The sequence below is a fragment of the Methylobacterium sp. SyP6R genome (genome assembly GCF_019216885.1).
In the GTDB taxonomy this organism is placed as follows: Bacteria; Pseudomonadota; Alphaproteobacteria; order Rhizobiales; family Beijerinckiaceae; genus Methylobacterium.
Window position 1 is genome coordinate 1 of the sequence record NZ_JAAQRC020000004.1, and the last position, 15,366, is coordinate 15,366.

Genomic DNA, 15,366 nt, shown 5'->3' on the forward strand with positions numbered 1-15,366 from the left:
GTCCTGATCACCCCGCCACGGCCACGAGCCTTACCAACCTCGCCAGTCTGCTTTACGCGAAGAGTGACTTAGCCGGGGCGAGGCCCCTCCTCGAGCGCGCCCTGGCCATCACCGAGCGGGTGCTAGGTCCTGACCACCCCGCCACGGCCACGAGCCTCAACAACCTCGCCGGACTGCTCTGGGCCCAGGATGATCTGGCCGGGGCCCGGCCACTCTACGAGCGCGCTTCAATCATTCGCGACAAGATATATAGATCTATAGATTGAAGAACATGTGGTAGCGCGGTGTTGCAATCCCAATTTGCAGCTACACCTTCGCGCTCTACCTGCTGGATAGGGCATCTTTTACCACCTGCCTTGCATGCCTCTGGCAAGGACGCGGAGGCCGAGAGAGGTGGGTGCATCAGTTTGCATGCCTCGCGATAGGATTTCCTGCGTGCTGCATCAGTCGATCTAACTCCTACGATCGATAATAAAACAGATTATAATATAAATGATGCGTCAGATAGTAAAATAATATCAGTATATTTAGATATAGAAACACCGAACTATTGAAATAGCGATTGGCATGCGTGCGACCGACGCTTGACCCGCATCATGGGCCAGCTATGCGCGGCCGATCCTGTCTGTAAGGGTATACCCTAACGGATTTCGAGCGCCGTTGGGGGTCGCTTTCGACCCCATGCGGTCCTTCGGTGGGAGCGGATCGAACGTCCGGATGGGGTGGCGAGCCGACATTGACCACTCGCCTACAATCGGACATTCGGCTCTGCACCTGTCTCGTCCGTTCAGCACAACATGCGGCTTACTCCGAAGTGGAAAGCGTGTAACGCTGCTCCACCCAACGGCTCAAGTAGCATTAACAAGTTGCGATCTCGGCGCGATCATAGACCACGGACTAGGGAATTCAGCTCAGCCGAAGCCATCGTCACGATGTTGCGGCGATCCATCAGGCACAAGGCCGCTTTAAGCAACTCGATCTCGCGGGGGCGAGGAGAGTAACTTCGCTCAAGAGTTCTGCTAAGGTCGGCTACTCATGAGCTTTACCGGGGTTCGGCACCCTCAGGGCGGTCGGTAACGGGATGTTATTAAGCGCCAGTGCGAATGACTGTGGATAGCTAATCGGGTCACTGCTGGCGGCAAGTACGAATGGCAATTCTCATACTGTCACGGAATGAGAGTTATCTTGTCCAATCTGATTGTCACGATAGTCATATCTGTTAGAGGACGATTGCTTCTCAATTGCATCCTTGATCTCTCGGTTCTCTTTCTCGATTTCTGCCTGCTGGCGTTCAGCGGCCTGTTTTAGGTCGCGATCTCTCTCGTTCGCACGGACGCGCTCCATTTGGTCCCTTGCGGCGCGCTCTCGCTCTGCGGACGCCTGTGCCTCCTTCCTTTGAAGTTCGACCTCGTGAGCCGCCTTGTTGACCAACTCGGCAGCGGCCTTGATGCCCTCAGTAAGCTTGAGGAATTCGTCTAATTTTACCTTCCCTTCGCTTACCTCTCGGGCGATCCTAGCCGCTTCGCGCGCGCGATCCATGAGCGCAAATTCATTTTCAAGATAGGAAGGGAGCAAACTCCCCGCTTTCTCCGAAATGTAATCTGCAGCTGTCTGTCGGGGCTCGAAAAGCCGGGATACCGCTTCGACCTTCTCCGAAAGTTCGCCATACTTCTGCGGCGCCATGCTCATCGAGCCGACAATCGCTTTCGCGACGCGAGTACTAAGCCCGCCCGCGGCGACGATCACATCAAAAACGATGACAGCCGGAGCCGCCGGTGTTTCGAGAAGAGCGGCATTTAGGGCGGTTACTAAAACCCCAGCTCCACCGGCGGCCGCTCCCGATACTCCGCTTACAACGTCGAGCGGGTGCCGCCCAGTCGCGGCATGTTGCTCAATAAGTCCGGTTGGCTTCTTGCGTTCCAAAGTGCACCTATTTAGAAAAAAACGAACCATTTTTGTCGGCTGGAAGTGCAGTTACTCTCAGGTGTAGTTTGATATCTAGAACTTTAGAGGAAAAAAAACCTGATTTTACACTCGCCCTCTTGCCGTTCAGCCAGACAGCTAGGTCCTCTACAGAGATTGTCCAATGACCATTTGGTCGCAAATTTGCGCAATTAGCACCATCGTACCAGGCAACAGGAGCCTCTGCTCCATGTATCGCAACATTACCAAAAATTACGGGAGGCCGGCTGTATTTATTACCAACTTCATCGGTCTGTTCGGGTGTCTTTATTGTGACCCTAAGCCTGTAGCCTGTGACAGTGTCGCGCCATCCTACCGAGCCGTCCTTAGAACCCCACGGCTCCGATCCAAAGCTAATACCGATTCCAGATACTCTGACCCGCTCTAATCCGTAGAAAACATCTTTAAATTCGAAGCTAAGCTGCTTAACATGCTCATCAGAGTGGAAAATATCATAAAATTTATCGGCGTCGACGAAGCTTTTTTCGTCCTTGCCCCTCCAGGGCTGGACGAGCGGGATGACAATGTCAAATTTTGTCTCTAATTCGGTCTTCCCGTTTGTATAGCGTATCACATCCCGAAGCCATGTAACAACGCGATCTAAGTATCCGTCAGCTTGGTTGAAATCCGGGCAAGCGGGCACGTCCCCGAAAATCAGACAAATTCCACGACGCACGTGTGGAATTTTATTTACGACATCAAATAGTTCATCTGCGTAAATGTCGAGAACTCGCTCATATCTTTGCGCAAAATTGTGGGCGTTCCCGCTTGTGGTATGCCGCTTGTGATAAGATTCGGCAACGTCCGTAAGCTCATCCCAGCGCTTCTTAATTAACGTAGCTCTATCAGAGAGGTTGTTGATTGTGGTCACAAGGCTGGACCGCTCAATGGTCAAATATGATCTAAATATCGCACTGAATTCAATCTCAGGAAGACTACCAAGCGCTTGGTCGATCGCGTCCAGCCGCGCTTTCGCGGAATCTCCCCCCAAGCTGGCGAGCTCCAAACTACGGCTCAAGGCTGACGATGCTACGAAATGCGTATAATCAACGGCCGCCTTAACCGCAGCAATTTCAAGATCACGCGCTTCGCGTCTGTAAGCCAAGCAGCGATCAAGCGATGAGGATACGTCCGAAAGGTAAAAATCCCAATGATCCAGATGCAAACTATTTGGATATTCGCCTTTGTCTTCGATCCGACGCTTTGCCTCCACCTCAAACAATTCCATCATGCTCTCGGATAGGACTGCAGAGCCCGACAGATTTCGCTTGAGCTGCTTCCATTCTTCGAGATGGGTAGTCTCAGTTTGAGTCGTTCCCATCGCGCAAACTCCCTCAAATTTCTGAGTCAGTCTTCGGCATGTGAGGCTGAAATTCAAGCGCGAAGATTCGAGCGAGTAGCTTGGAATGAGCATTGGCGGAAACCCATCTATGGACGTGTCCGACCACAAGGAAGGGCATGTCCGCTTTCATGGTCAGCCCGCCGTCAAGCGGTCCTTCTTATCTCTGGCCAAGGTGTGTCGCGAAGCGGGAACAGGACGCCCGCAAGCGGACCTCCCAAGCTTCCGAGTTGGGTCGGGAGCGGCGGTTCAGCGCCTCTTGGCCCAAGGTCGTCTCATGGCGCGATCCTGCCACTCGGCACCCGCCTGCTGGGCAGCCGCTCCCCACCCTGAGCGGACCGCAGGCGCGGCGCTCGGAGGTCAGTTCGTTATTCCGGCCGTCCATAAGGGCATACCGCAGCGGACAACGCCGCGACCGCCCGAGACCCTGTCCGCTAGGATTGCTTTCGTCATACGGACATGGCTCTATGCGGACAGTAGATCAACGGACGTTTCGACCATGTCGCAGACCATCCTCTACGCTCGCGTCAGCACCTCGGATCAGACCGCCGCGCATCAGCGGACCCAGGCCGAGGCCGCAGGCTTCGTGATCGATGCCGTGGTCTCGGACGAGGGCGTGAGCGGCATCAGCACCCGGCTTGCTGATCGGCCGCAGGGCCGGCGCCTGTTCGACATGCTCCGCCGGGGCGATACCCTCGTCGTCCGGTGGGTCGACCGGCTCGGCCGCGACTACCAGGACGTGACCGACACCATCCGGGAGTTGATGCGCCGGGGCGTGATCGTCCGCACGGTCATCAACGGCTTGGTCTTCGACGGCGCCACCAAGGACCCGATGCAGCAGGCCGTGCGAGATGCGCTCATCGCCTTTATGAGCGCGACGGCGCAGGCGCAGGCCGAGGCGACCCGCGAGGCCCAGCGAGCCGGCATCGCCCACGCCAAGGCCCGGGAAGACGCCTACCGCGGCCGGAAGCCCAGCTACACCCGCGCACAGTTCGACACCGTGCGGGCCCAGCTCACCCAGGGCGCCAGCGTCTCGGCCGTCGCCCGGGACACCGGCCTGAGCCGACAGACCATATATAGGATCCAGGAAGACCCGGCCGAGGCCGAAGCGATCTTGGCGCGGTGGGCGGCGTGAGGATCTATGCGATGTAGATCGTAAGGAAGCGCTCTAACTCGGCTCCGGGAGGGGCCCGGAGCCTCAAGCGATATCTGGAAAATATGTCATTTTCCAGTTTTATATTTAATCACTTCTTCGGCGGAGTAATCTCCATATTGAAACCTTTGGGTGAAACGTGTACTTTAAGCACAGATTTGAAGTTCGTAAGAGATATTCCCACGAACAGACCGATTAAGATCGAGGTGAATATAGCGACGATGGCCAGGTAGACCGTATTTTTCCACTCCATAATAGTGCTCCATGGAGCGGGTGGACCTCAGATGAGATCACTTTATACCCGGCCGGACGCCCCGGCTTGCCACGGACACTATGTTTCATCCTGCAAAATATTGATCTTTTTTTCTCAAAAAGTTCGTTCGCTGCAATATAGAACTTGCTTCTGAAAGCTCCCTCGAAATATTTGAATGTATCGAATGTTAATTGAGCGCATTTATAATTCATGCAAGACCCCTTGCTGATGGCGCCTATGAAATGGACATGGGGAGTTTTTCCGCCGCATCAAGTAGCGAAGGCCAGAGTTCGTTAAGTGGCTGTAAAATATGATTTATCCATTCGGGTCGCTTGCAGCATAGAGCTGCTACGCAGGCTAGCATTGGCCTGCACGTCGCCTGACCGGCCTGCAACTTCGCCGCCCGTCCTACGTGGCCAGCGCTCGGCTGCCCCAGAGGCTGTCGCCCTCGGGTGATCCGCCTGGTTGGGGCATGGCCGGCTACGGCTGAGATGTCAGCCGTAGCCCCACCCCAAGTTGCGGCTACGCCTTCGCGCCCAGCCTGCCGGATACGAGCCTGTGTACCATCCGCCCTCGCCAGACCCCCGGGAGGGACCCGGAGCCGAGGCGGCGAGCCCCCGATCGGCTATACCCAATCTCCTGGATCGCCGGCCGAGAAGACAGGATCGGACCCCTTGCCCGACTTGCCCTTGGTGCCCTTCCCGCCCTGCGCCTTCGGATCGACGAAGGTCAGGAATGCGACGGTGCCCTCTTTGCCCTGGCGGAACGACACGCTCGACAGCGAGAAGTCCCCGTCGACGTCCTCCGGCTCGTTCACGATCGCCATCAGGAGGCCGGGGGTCCACAGCTTCCCCGCCTCGTCGCGCCAGGTCGAGACCGTGGCGGTGATGGTCGTCCCGTTGCCGGCGCGGCGCAGGCGCTCCCATTGCAGGCGCTGCTTGAGCTCCTTCTTGCTCCAATCCCCCTCGGGGATGATCAGGAGCGGGCGGTAGCGCCCGACGCTCGGATCGTCCTCGCTCTCCTCGAGCCGTAGGGCGTCCGTGCCGGTGCCGGTGGCGCGCTGGCCCCGCGCGACGATCTTCGAGAACTTGGCGTCGCACTTGATCGCGACGCCCATCTTCTTCACCGGGCTCTCGCCGAGCACCAGGGCGCCGGCGTGGCGCTTCGTGCCCGCCCGCGTGATGTTGATCGAGCCATCGGGCTCGCCCTGCAGCATCAGCCCGAGCCGGCGCGCCTCGCGCTCGACCGTCTGGTAGATCGTGTCGAGCGGCTGGCGCTGCACCTTGGCGAGATTGGTAAGTTGCTGATCTGTCTTGAACCCGCAACCCACCTCGTCGAGTTCTTTGGCGACATCGAGGAGGGTCTTGTTCTCGAACCGCCCGGTTTTATGCTTGACGGGATGGCAGTCGATGGCGTCGGCAGCCTTCGACTTGCCGTCCAGAGCGACCGACTTCGAGTCGTCGTCGTAATCGGCCTTGTAGCCCGTGACGTGCCCCCGGACCATGAGGTCGCCCATCCCGCGCCCGGCCGGGCTCGTGTGGATCTCGACCGCCTTGCCCTGGCGCAGGGCCTTGGCTTCCGCCGACCATGAGGGATTGGTGGCGGACAGGTTGAAGGTGATCTCGGCCGAGTCCGCCGAGCGGTCGACGCTCACCTCCTGCCAGCCTCGTAGGCGATACCCGTCGACGGTGAGCGACACGATTTCCTCGACGAAGGGCATCGCGGGAGGATCCTCATACAGGGCCGGGCGCCAGCGCCTCGACCGCGGCGGAAGGGAGGGGCGGCGCTGCGCGCGCCACCCCGGCGAGCGGGGCGCCGCCCAGGCCGCCGGGAAGGCCCGGAGCCAGGGCAGGTGCCCGGGATCAGTAGCCGCCCGGGCTGCCCGCAGCCTGCGGCATGGATCGGCCACGGGTGCCGACGTTGGCTTGCACGTTGCCCGACGACGAGGCCGACAGACCGGTGACCGCACCCGGCCCATCTACCTTGACCGTCACGCTCACCTCCGCCTTGCCCTCGAGCTTCGCGGTCGACTGGATCTGGTCGGGCTTCACGTTGGCCTGGATCTGATCCGGCTTCACCGTCGCCTCGATCGGGCCGGAGGCCGCGCCCGGCGCCCCGAAGCCCGAGTGCCCAGGCGGATCGCTCCACCCGGGACGCGAGCCGCCGAATTCGGTCGGCCGGCGGGGTGGGGCGACCGCCTGGACCATGGCAGGCGTCACGGCCGGCGGCAGGCGGTCGGCCGGGATCGCGCTCGCGATGGCGGCCCGCTCCCGGGTGAGGCGGCCGATCCGGGCGCGGGCATCGGCGATCGTCGCAGCGGACGGGTGCGCGGGCGTGTCGGGCAGCCCCCGCATGACGCCGTCGATCACCGACTTCTCGCGGTCGATCCGCTCCTGCAGGGCGGCGCGGCGGCCCTCCGGGGTCCGCTGTTGCTCGCGAGCCTCCCGCAGCTCGCGGGCGATGCGGGCCGTGGGCGACTCGCTGCCGGCGATGAGGTTCGGCACGCCCTGTTCGTTGTGCGCCTGGCTCTCGGCCGTGGCGACGCCGAGTGCCGTGGTTGCCGCAATCGGCGCGCCGACGAGGCCCGCCTTGCCCCCGCCGATGAGACCGCCGGAGAGCCAGCGCAGGGCGTTGGCGGTGAAGCCCGTGGCGTTCCCCACCACGCCCTTGAGCCCGAGGCCGGCGGCGAGGCTCGCGAGCGACCCGCCGAACCACCCGGCCATCGGGGCCGCGACCTTCGTCGCGTCAGGGTTGTCGACCATCCCCTTGGTGAGCTTCGCCATGCCCTCAGCATAGGTGTTGAGCGCGGCGGTCGCGGCCGGCATCGCGGCTTCGGCGAGGTGCTGCGCGGCGTTCGAGGTCTGGGCCATGGCCGCGGCCGCGGCGACGTAGGGGTCCTTCTGCGGGAGCTTCGCCGCTGCCTCGATGCCCGGCGCCTGGTCGTACTGGGTCAGCTTACGCTGGTACTGGTCCCGTTGCGTAATCATCTTCGCGAACAGGTTCGCGACGGTCTGTTGCGAGAACGCCTTGCTCGTCGCCTCGATGACCGCCGCGTCGTTCCCCACGTCGACACCCGCTGCCTTGAGCTTCGGGATCAGGTCTTCGTTGGTATAGGCGAACGGGTCCGAGACGACCTTGTCGCGGTTGATGAACGCGCCCTTCTTGTCGCGCAGGCCCATCTTCTGCTGATAGGCCTTGGACGCCTTCGTCGCCCGCCCGCCGATCAACTGCGAGATCTCGGTGCCGATCGCCGTGCCGAGCTCGTTCGCGCCCATGTCCATCGACAGGGCCGGCGCCACGCCCATCAGGAAGCGCTCGGACAAACCGCCGCCGCCGGACTTCGCCTTGCGGGCGATCTGGAGGAGCGAGCCCATGTCGAGATCGGCGCCCTCGACGCCGAGGGCCTTGAGGTAGCCGTCGGACAGGCGGCGGACCTGGGCCGGATCCTGGTTCTTGCCGAGGTTGTCGAGGGCGGCCGAGAAGCGCCGGCCCTCCTCAAGCGCCTTCTCCTTGCCCTTGAGGGACTGCAACACGACGTGCTGCTGCGCGATGGTGTCGGAGACCTCCATCGCCTTGTCCACCGACCCCATCGACATCGCCGTGTCGCGCAGGCGCTCGTGGAAGGTCGTAGCGTCGACGCTGCGATACTGCGTCGACAGGTCGAGCGCCCGGCGCCGGATGCGTCCCGAGTCTGCCTCCGACATGCCGCCGAGATAGTCGCGGGCATCCTCGCGCACGCCCTCGGCGCCGACCCGGGCCGCGGCGCGCACCGCCCGGCCAGCCCCGTAGCCGGCGCCACCCACCCCGACCGAGCCGACAAGGGTCCCGGCCGCGTCCCGGCCGCGGGACGTGAACCGGTTATGGTCGGAGGCGGCGCGCCGGATCGAGGCCTGCTCCCGGCGCTGCGCCGCAGTCGCCTCGCGGGCGGCCCGCACCTGCGCCCGGGCAGTCTCGCGCGCGGCCTGCGCCGCCTCGCGGGCCCCCTCACGCTCGAGGCGGCGGGTCTCGCGTAGGGCTTCGCGGGCGACGCGGACCTTCTCGGCCGCGACCCGGCGGGCGGCGGCCACCTCCGCCACGCCCTGCGCGCCGATCTGGCGGGCGAAGTCCTCGCGGTGGTCGCGCTCCGCCCGCAGTTCCTGCGCCCGGCGCCGGATGCGGGCCTCCATCTGGGCGGCGTCGGCCTTCGCCGCCTGCTCGCGCACCTTGGCGTTGCCGATGCCGGCGAGCGCCCGCTCCTGCTCCCGGCGCATCGTGGCGACCTCGCGCGCGAGGCGCTGCGCCTCCCGCCCGGTGAGCCGCAGAGCGGTGATGTCGCGCTTCAGGTCATCCGAGATCCGGAAGACGCCGGGCCGGCCGAGATCGGCGCCAGCCTGGCGCAGCACCTTGGTCGCCCGGCCGGCATCGGTCGCGGCCCTGGTGTAGGACTTCGAGGCGGCTTCGGCCTGTTTGAGCGCGGTGGCGACGGCGCCGACCTGGCGGGCCGCAACGACCGCCCCACTGGTCCGGCCCATGGCGGCGGCGATGGCAGCGACCTTCTTCCCGACCCGCTCGAAGACCTTGCCGGTGCGGTCCTCGGCGGTGATGACCGCCTTCGCTTCGATAATGCGACCCATCAGCGTCCGCCTCTACGTTTGCGGAAATCGGCGTCCTGCTTGATTTCGTCCTGGCGCGCGTTCCAGGCGTCCCGCCAGAAGAACATGCCGCGAGGCGTCATGCGCCCCACGGTGTCGGGCTGGAAGCCGCAGATGAAGACCAGCTCGCGGGCGAGGTGGTCTAGGCCGCGTCCCCCGGCCCGGCGGAGAGGAAAAAATCCAGGATTGCCTGCCGCACCCGCATCGTATCCCGGAGGCCAAGCTGGGACAGGAAGTTCATATCCATGGGCTCGACCACGCAACGCTCAGCGTAGTGCATGATGGCCGCGGGGTTCTCCACGGGGATCTGTACGCCCTCCGGCGAGGAGTGGAGCGTGACGGGATGCCCGATCGGCATGATGTCGTCCCAGGTGGGTTCGCGTAGGACGATCTCGCGGACCAGATCGCGGTGCCACTGGATCGGCGTGGTCAGGGGGATGGTGACGCTGCTTGCGGGGGTGTCGGCCTTGGACATGATGTCAGAACTCCGGGGCGAGGGGCTGCCGCGTGCGGCGGCGTGTGGGGCTGGGGCTGGGGGACGAGGGCGGCAGCGTCAGTTGAGCCGGGTCGGCGCCGGCTCCTCGGCGGCGAGCGTCCGCTGCGCGTCGTCGATCGCGCTGCGGATGAAGCCGAGCTCCATCTGCACGGTGAGCGGGTCGCGGTCCTTCGCCAGAAGCTCGACGAGGCGCAGGCCCTCGACCAAGTCCGAGGGCACCGGACGGTGGTTGTTCGCGAGTTCGAGCGCGGAGATCAGCGCGGCGACGAGGCGCTCGTGCTGCCCGAACGAGACGTGGCTGATGGTTGCCTGAACGCCGTCGAAGGCCAGGAACTCGCGGCCGTCGAGATGCACCGTCACGCGGCAGGTGGGTGGGGAAGACGGCCCGGCGGGCTCGGCCTCGCGGGAAAACTCCGCCAACGCGCCGGGCGGAACAGCGTGGGTCACGATGGTGATCTTCCTGTGTAGAAGGCCATCATGGCGCATCGGCACCACCCCCAGATACGGCCGAAACTTCGGGCTCATCTGGCCGAAGTTTGAGCCCCACTTGCGCTCATGCCGCGGTCCGCACCCTGGGCGGCTTCGGGCGCTTGCCCGGACGGCCGATGGACGGCAGGACTTTCAGCCTAACCCACTGATCCGAAATGGTTCCGGCGGCTCTGGACGGCTGGACGGCTGTCCCCCCGGTTTTCTACCTCTGACTCTCTCTATCCTCCCCCTCTATATCTATACCCCTCCCCCCTCTCCGCCATTCCGCACCCTGTCCAGGGGCGCCTTCCCTCGCGCGCGACCCCCTTCCTTCCTCTTCTCAGAGATTGGAAAAATAGAGCCGCCCAAGCCGCCCAACGCCGTCCATCCCAATTATATCAATGACTTAGCAGGCGTCCCTCGCCCTCTCGCCGTCCAAATGCCGTCCACCAGCCGTCCAGCCGTTAGCCCCGGGCGCGTCGGGCGTTAGCCTGGAGGCCCGACCGTTAGCCCTGTTAGCCGTGACGAGCGGCCCGCCCGGCTGGCAACCGCGCGCGGGGATTCCCTCCGCGCAGCCGGTCGAGGTTGCCAGGACCAGGGCGAAATCGGCTCCGGTTGGCAACTTCGGCGGCTTCGCTGACAACCCTGGCAACCCTGATTTCGGATCGGCCTCACTGGCCGGGGGTCACGGGGTTTCCTCTCGTGAGGACCGGAGCACCCGGAGGGACCCACGGGTGTCAGGGCCGATGGGTGCCGGAAGGCCCGATCGCCTGTCGTGTCAGGCCCATGTGTCAGGTGTGTCAGGTCAGATTTGCGGACGCTTTTCTGGCGAACCCGCGTGATCTTGTGCTCCCGCAAGTCGCGAGAGCTTGGAGGGACCCGAACAATCAGGCCGCTTCCGAAGCATATCGCTCGCATAAACTCGGATTATTGACGACTTTAGCCCCCGAGTTGCGGGCAAGTTGCGGCTTTTGTTGCGGGCTGAGACTGGGCAGGGTCCGCAGCTTCCTACCCGCCAGCATCAAATCCCCAGGAGGGACCCGTGAAACGGGTAGGGTCGAGCTCGGCCGGCACGACCGCGCGGTGCCGCACGCTCAAGGCCACACGCGGGAGTGGCACCCGGCGGACTTTAGCCCCGGCTCGAGTTTAGGATTTGGTTTTCGACCCTGACTGGACAGAGGGGTCGACCTACCAACCGCAGGCATCGACCCCCCAGGAAGGACCCGTGAAACTGGGGTGTCACCCCCCTGCCGGGCCTGTCACCCCTGTCACCTCAGATCGCAGCCGGCGCCACTGGCGCGACCGCACCATCCTTCGGCCGTGACGCCCGCGCCACGGACAGAGACCCGCCGGGCTCGACGTGTTCGGGCGCCGCCCGCGTGTTCGGGGTGTTCGGTCGGATCGGGCGCGGCCTCGCTGGCGCGCCCGCGCGATCTTTCGCCCCCGCAGGTCGGACGCCATGCCAGGGACCCGGCGTCAACGGCGTCAACCCGGTCAACCCTGATCCGCGGCCAGCCTCGCCGGCACGCCCGCACCGTCCGCAGCCCGTACCGACTGGCAGCACGAGGCGGGACCCGCACCGTCCCCGAGCCGGGCAAAACCGCCGCTCCTCCTCCCCCATCCCTGTGTGGACGGCGTGCCGACCGGGTAGGTCCAAGGGGGGCGGGGGGAGCGAGGAAGGGGCAGAGGGCGGACGGGGGCGACTGTGAACCCTGAAATCGCAAACAGCCTCACTGGAACGCCCGCGCGATCTACCGGCCGTGCGGCCCAGTCGAGAGGGGAGGGACCCGAGGGCCGGCGAGGCAGTGGCACGAAGGCAAGGGTGGTAACCCCAGTTTCAAAATAGCCTCACTGGAAAACCCTGACGGTCTACTGCCCGTGCACCCTCGATCGAGGGGGAGGGACCCGAAGGCTAGGCGAGCGCCAGAAGGCCCGCGGGCACGTGTACGGTCAGGATTTCGACTGCCCCGCTAGAAAATCCGCGCGGTATTATACCCCCGCGCCTCCGGAGGCCCGGCAGGGACCCTGCAGGCCAGCAAGGCAGCGGCGCAGCGGAGGGGCGGGCGGATGCCGAGGACGCCCGCGGACGGGCAACGTCGCAGGCTGTAGGGGCGCGGGGCGAAGGCATCCATATGACACGGACCCCCGCACCTCGGCGCAGGGGCGCAAGGGTCAGTCCGCAGCTTTCGGCGAGGGACGACCTGCCTGCCAGAACGATGTACGGCGATCTGCCAGGCAACGGCGTGCGCGAGCGCGCGAGGAAATCGGTGGTCTCGCCCGTGGGATCAGGAGCTTAGCCACCGAATGGACGCCGGAGGAAATCAGTCGGCCTCGGGCTTTTGGCCTGCACTGGCCGGCGAGGACGGCACAGGGAGGGAAGGCAACGGGGCGGGGCGGGGCATTCCCCCAATCGGGGGGAAGCCCCCCGGTCACCGGATCGGGGGAGCGGGGCTCCTCCCGGATCGGGAAGGATTGCTGCTATTGGCTTTCCCTGACGCGGCAGGCTTACCCTGCGATGCATCCGTTTTGACGGAGGAACTCTCCCGAGCCTGCCTTTCATTTATCTCCTTAGCTGCATCACTAGCGTGTCGATAGCCTCCCAAGCTAAATATGTTTTCAAAATCCTTCTCAATTCTTCGGGCTATCTTCTCAATTTCTCCAGTTATATGCTGAGCAGCGAATATATCGTCCATAGTCATATCATTCTCAAGGCCCTTTTGCATGGCTGTATATAGAATATGAGAGAATGATATTATGGACATAAAGTCGAAACTAATTTCTTCTTCTTTTCTGATTTCGCGCGCGCTTTCTTTTTTCCAATCAAAAACGTAATCTTTGTTATGTATAGCGCTTGACATACCAGTAGAGACCTTCACTAGGCGGCGTGTTTCAGCCCTGAGACCACCGAAAAGCGGCGAGAGAATTCGGGGGACGGGCGCAGCCCGGCGGATTAGAGGCTGAGGATGATCGCGGCCGTTCCCTGCGAGGCGCCAGCCCCTACCCGGCACCGTCACGTGGAGGGCCGATGCCTCACACCGGGAGCATCGCCGTCGAGGAATTCGATGCCGGATTTCTCCAGTGCCGCCTGAATAGACGCGAGCGTCGACGCCTTCGGGTCGGCCGCGCCGCGCTCAATGTTGTTGATGCCCGTCTTTGAGATCCCCGACGCAGCGGCAAGCTCCGCCTGCGTGATGTCCAGCATGGCCCTGGCGGCGCGGATCTGTGCGGGGGTGAGCATGGGCTTACGCTACCTTGGCTTGTCAAAAAATCAAGCGCGCTTGACTTAGTACCTGAATTTTGGATAACTGCACTTGTCCTAAGTTCAAGTTACCAGGGCAGACCGATGGCCGCCACCCGCAAGATCGATTGGACCGCCGCGATGCACGAGCTGCGCGGCAGCCGCACGCAGCGTCCGGCCGGCTTCCTCGCGGCCCGCGGCCTGATCGCCGCCACCTCCGCCAAGCGCCGGCCCCTCGTCGTCGCCGGTGCCTACGACAAGGCCGCAATCATGTTGGCCGCCATCGCCGCCGCGAAGGTCCATCAGGCCCGCACCGGCTCGACCTGGGGCGAGGCGCTGTCCGTCACCCTCAAGGCCACCTGGGCGCTCGCGAAGGCCGCTCGCACGGCCCGCGCGCACTGAGGCTTCCCCGCCCGGTGCCGTAGCAGCCCGGGCTCCACCCCAGACGGGGCACCGCCCCGAGGAAGGACCGCGCATGACTCGCGGAACGATGACGCACGCCGGTATCCCGGGCCCATCCCGGCGGACGGCGCTGGCCGGGGGCCTTGCCGTGGCACTCGGGGGCGCGGGGGCGGCGATGATCCTGCCGGCGCCGGCCGCAGCCCCGAGTCCGGTCCTCGCCGCGATCGCGGCCCACCGCGAGGCCGAAGCGGCGATCGCCGCGGCGGTGCTCGCCCACGCCAAGGCGCAGGAGCGCGACGCGCCGGAGGCGCCCGCGCTGCGCGCGGATGCCGATGCGGCCTGCGACCGGGGCGCGGCGGTGCTCTCCGCCCTGTGCGCGATGACGCCCTGCACGGTCGAGGAGGCCGGCGCCATGGCGGACCACTTCGCGACCATCTCCGATGCGTCGGGCGCCGAAGGCATGGCCGTGCGGCTCCTCGAGGCGCTGGCCGTGGCGCTCGGCGCGCGGGCTCCCACCGGGGAGGATGCATGATGGCGGGCAAGCGGACGATCCCGGGCCCGAGCCGGCGCGGTGCGCTCGCCGGGGCGCTGGCGGTCGCGATCAGGGGAGCCGGCGCAGGGCCGGCGGGCGCGTCAGGATGCGCCAGGACGGGCGAGGCGCCCGGGGAGGTGCCGGCGGCGCTCCGGGCCGCGATCGCCGCTCACCGGCATGCCTGGGCGGGATGCCGGGCCGGGCCGGAGGGCGGGACGTGGCAGGCGGAGGACCGCGAGACGCGGGCGCTCGAGGCGTTGCTCGGCACGGAATGCGGGACGGTCGGCGGGATGCGGGCGCTGAAGGCCCATCTCGGCTGGTATCTGAGCGAGGAAGCCGACTGCCTGGCCGCCGAGGACGGGCCATTCGGCCGGATCGTGCGGGCGCGGCGCGCGGACCTCGCCCTGATGCTCGGCGAGCCCGCACCATCGGCAGCCCCGCCCGGCCCGAGCGCGCTCTACGCCGCGATCACCGCGCACGGGGTGGCGAACGACGCGGCCAGCGCCGCCGCGCTCCGGCACTCCGCAGCGTTCGACGCCGACGACCCGGAGGCGGAGGAGCTGCTGCGCCTCGCCGACGAGGCGTGCGAGGCCGACGACGAGGCGCTGAGGGCCCTGATCGCCATCGTGCCCCAGGACTTGAACGAAGGGGCGGCCCTCGCCGAACACCTCGCCGCCACCCTCGGGGAATGGGAGCCCGAGGGTCTGGGCCTGCACCTCCTGCGCGGGCTCGCGGATGCGCTGGGCGGCGGCGCGGCGTGAGGCGGGCCCGACCCGCCCTGAAACCCGCGCTCCATCGCGCGGAGGTTTCAGGGCGGCGGAAACTTCGGCTTTAAAGTCGAGAAGTTTCCACCATGCGGGATCTTCGGGCCGAAACGCGCCGAGTTATGAGT

The 15,366-nt window shown here is 64.8% G+C and carries 13 protein-coding genes; 5 read left to right on the forward strand and 8 right to left on the reverse strand.

The annotated features are described in order from the left end of the window. Positions 1–266, forward strand: a 266-nt coding sequence (locus HBB12_RS33830; protein ID WP_236993741.1) for a tetratricopeptide repeat protein, incomplete at its 5' end; no start/stop codon positions are given. An 892-nt stretch (positions 267–1,158) separates the two neighbouring features. Here HBB12_RS33830 and HBB12_RS33835 read toward each other — a convergent pair. Continuing rightward, the gene (locus tag HBB12_RS33835) at positions 1,159–1,923 is read right to left on the reverse strand and encodes a hypothetical protein (RefSeq protein WP_236993742.1); all 765 of its coding nucleotides are present in this window, start codon (positions 1,921–1,923) and stop codon (positions 1,159–1,161) included. A gap of 7 nt (positions 1,924–1,930) precedes the next feature. Next, positions 1,931–3,283 carry a hypothetical protein gene (locus HBB12_RS33840; protein WP_236993743.1) on the reverse strand — a complete coding sequence of 451 codons (1,353 nt, stop codon included), beginning with the start codon at positions 3,281–3,283 and terminating at the stop codon, positions 1,931–1,933. 517 nt (positions 3,284–3,800) lie between these two features. On the opposite strand from HBB12_RS33840, the gene HBB12_RS33845 reads away from it, so the two are divergent. Continuing rightward, positions 3,801–4,436: a recombinase family protein gene (locus HBB12_RS33845; RefSeq protein WP_236993744.1), complete on the forward strand. Its 636-nt coding sequence runs from the start codon at positions 3,801–3,803 to the stop codon at positions 4,434–4,436. 896 nt (positions 4,437–5,332) lie between these two features. Here HBB12_RS33845 and HBB12_RS33850 read toward each other — a convergent pair. The 6 genes from HBB12_RS33850 to relB form a co-directional block, all read right to left on the reverse strand. Then, on the reverse strand, positions 5,333–6,427 hold the full coding sequence (locus tag HBB12_RS33850; RefSeq protein WP_236993745.1) for a phage baseplate assembly protein: 1,095 nt from the start codon (positions 6,425–6,427) through the stop codon (positions 5,333–5,335). Positions 6,428–6,569: 142 nt separating this feature from the next. Beyond that, a complete protein-coding gene (locus tag HBB12_RS33855; RefSeq protein WP_236993746.1) occupies positions 6,570–9,320 on the reverse strand; it encodes a coiled-coil domain-containing protein in 2,751 nt (916 codons plus the stop codon). Positions 9,321–9,480: 160 nt separating this feature from the next. Then, positions 9,481–9,813 carry a hypothetical protein gene (locus tag HBB12_RS33860; RefSeq protein WP_236993747.1) on the reverse strand — a complete coding sequence of 111 codons (333 nt, stop codon included), beginning with the start codon at positions 9,811–9,813 and terminating at the stop codon, positions 9,481–9,483. Positions 9,814–9,891: 78 nt separating this feature from the next. Next, a complete protein-coding gene (locus HBB12_RS33865) occupies positions 9,892–10,281 on the reverse strand; it encodes a hypothetical protein (RefSeq protein ID WP_236993748.1) in 390 nt (129 codons plus the stop codon). A gap of 2,450 nt (positions 10,282–12,731) precedes the next feature. Then, a complete protein-coding gene (locus tag HBB12_RS33870) occupies positions 12,732–13,316 on the reverse strand; it encodes a hypothetical protein (RefSeq protein WP_236993749.1) in 585 nt (194 codons plus the stop codon). Further along, entirely contained in the window at positions 13,313–13,540 is a 228-nt protein-coding gene (gene relB, locus HBB12_RS33875; RefSeq protein ID WP_236993750.1) for a type II toxin-antitoxin system RelB family anti-toxin, read from the reverse strand. The genes HBB12_RS33870 and relB overlap by 4 nt, the downstream gene beginning before the upstream one ends. 105 nt (positions 13,541–13,645) lie before the next feature. On the opposite strand from relB, the gene HBB12_RS33880 reads away from it, so the two are divergent. The 3 genes from HBB12_RS33880 to HBB12_RS33890 all read left to right on the forward strand — a co-directional run bounded on the left by HBB12_RS33880 (position 13,646) and on the right by HBB12_RS33890 (position 15,235). Next, on the forward strand, positions 13,646–13,942 hold the full coding sequence (locus tag HBB12_RS33880) for a hypothetical protein (protein ID WP_236993751.1): 297 nt from the start codon (positions 13,646–13,648) through the stop codon (positions 13,940–13,942). Between the two features lie 73 nt (positions 13,943–14,015). Continuing rightward, positions 14,016–14,474, forward strand: a complete 459-nt coding sequence (locus tag HBB12_RS33885) for a hypothetical protein (protein WP_236993752.1) — start codon at positions 14,016–14,018, stop codon at positions 14,472–14,474. Next, complete coding sequence (locus HBB12_RS33890) at positions 14,471–15,235, forward strand: hypothetical protein (protein ID WP_236993753.1); 765 nt, start codon at positions 14,471–14,473, stop codon at positions 15,233–15,235. The genes HBB12_RS33885 and HBB12_RS33890 overlap by 4 nt, the downstream gene beginning before the upstream one ends. The last annotated feature ends 131 nt before the right edge of the window (positions 15,236–15,366 follow it).

Bases quoted from the DNA above. Each gene is read 5' to 3' on its own strand.
- HBB12_RS33840 (WP_236993743.1), bottom strand. From the start codon at position 3,283: ATGGGAACGACTCAAACTGAGACTACCCATCTCGAAGAATGGAAGCAG.
- HBB12_RS33845 (WP_236993744.1), top strand. From the start codon at position 3,801: ATGTCGCAGACCATCCTCTACGCTCGCGTCAGCACCTCGGATCAGACC.
- HBB12_RS33850 (WP_236993745.1), bottom strand. From the start codon at position 6,427: ATGCCCTTCGTCGAGGAAATCGTGTCGCTCACCGTCGACGGGTATCGC.
- HBB12_RS33855 (WP_236993746.1), bottom strand. From the start codon at position 9,320: ATGGGTCGCATTATCGAAGCGAAGGCGGTCATCACCGCCGAGGACCGC.
- HBB12_RS33860 (WP_236993747.1), bottom strand. From the start codon at position 9,813: ATGTCCAAGGCCGACACCCCCGCAAGCAGCGTCACCATCCCCCTGACC.
- relB (WP_236993750.1), bottom strand. From the start codon at position 13,540: ATGCTCACCCCCGCACAGATCCGCGCCGCCAGGGCCATGCTGGACATC.
- HBB12_RS33880 (WP_236993751.1), top strand. From the start codon at position 13,646: ATGGCCGCCACCCGCAAGATCGATTGGACCGCCGCGATGCACGAGCTG.
- HBB12_RS33885 (WP_236993752.1), top strand. From the start codon at position 14,016: ATGACTCGCGGAACGATGACGCACGCCGGTATCCCGGGCCCATCCCGG.
- HBB12_RS33890 (WP_236993753.1), top strand. From the start codon at position 14,471: ATGATGGCGGGCAAGCGGACGATCCCGGGCCCGAGCCGGCGCGGTGCG.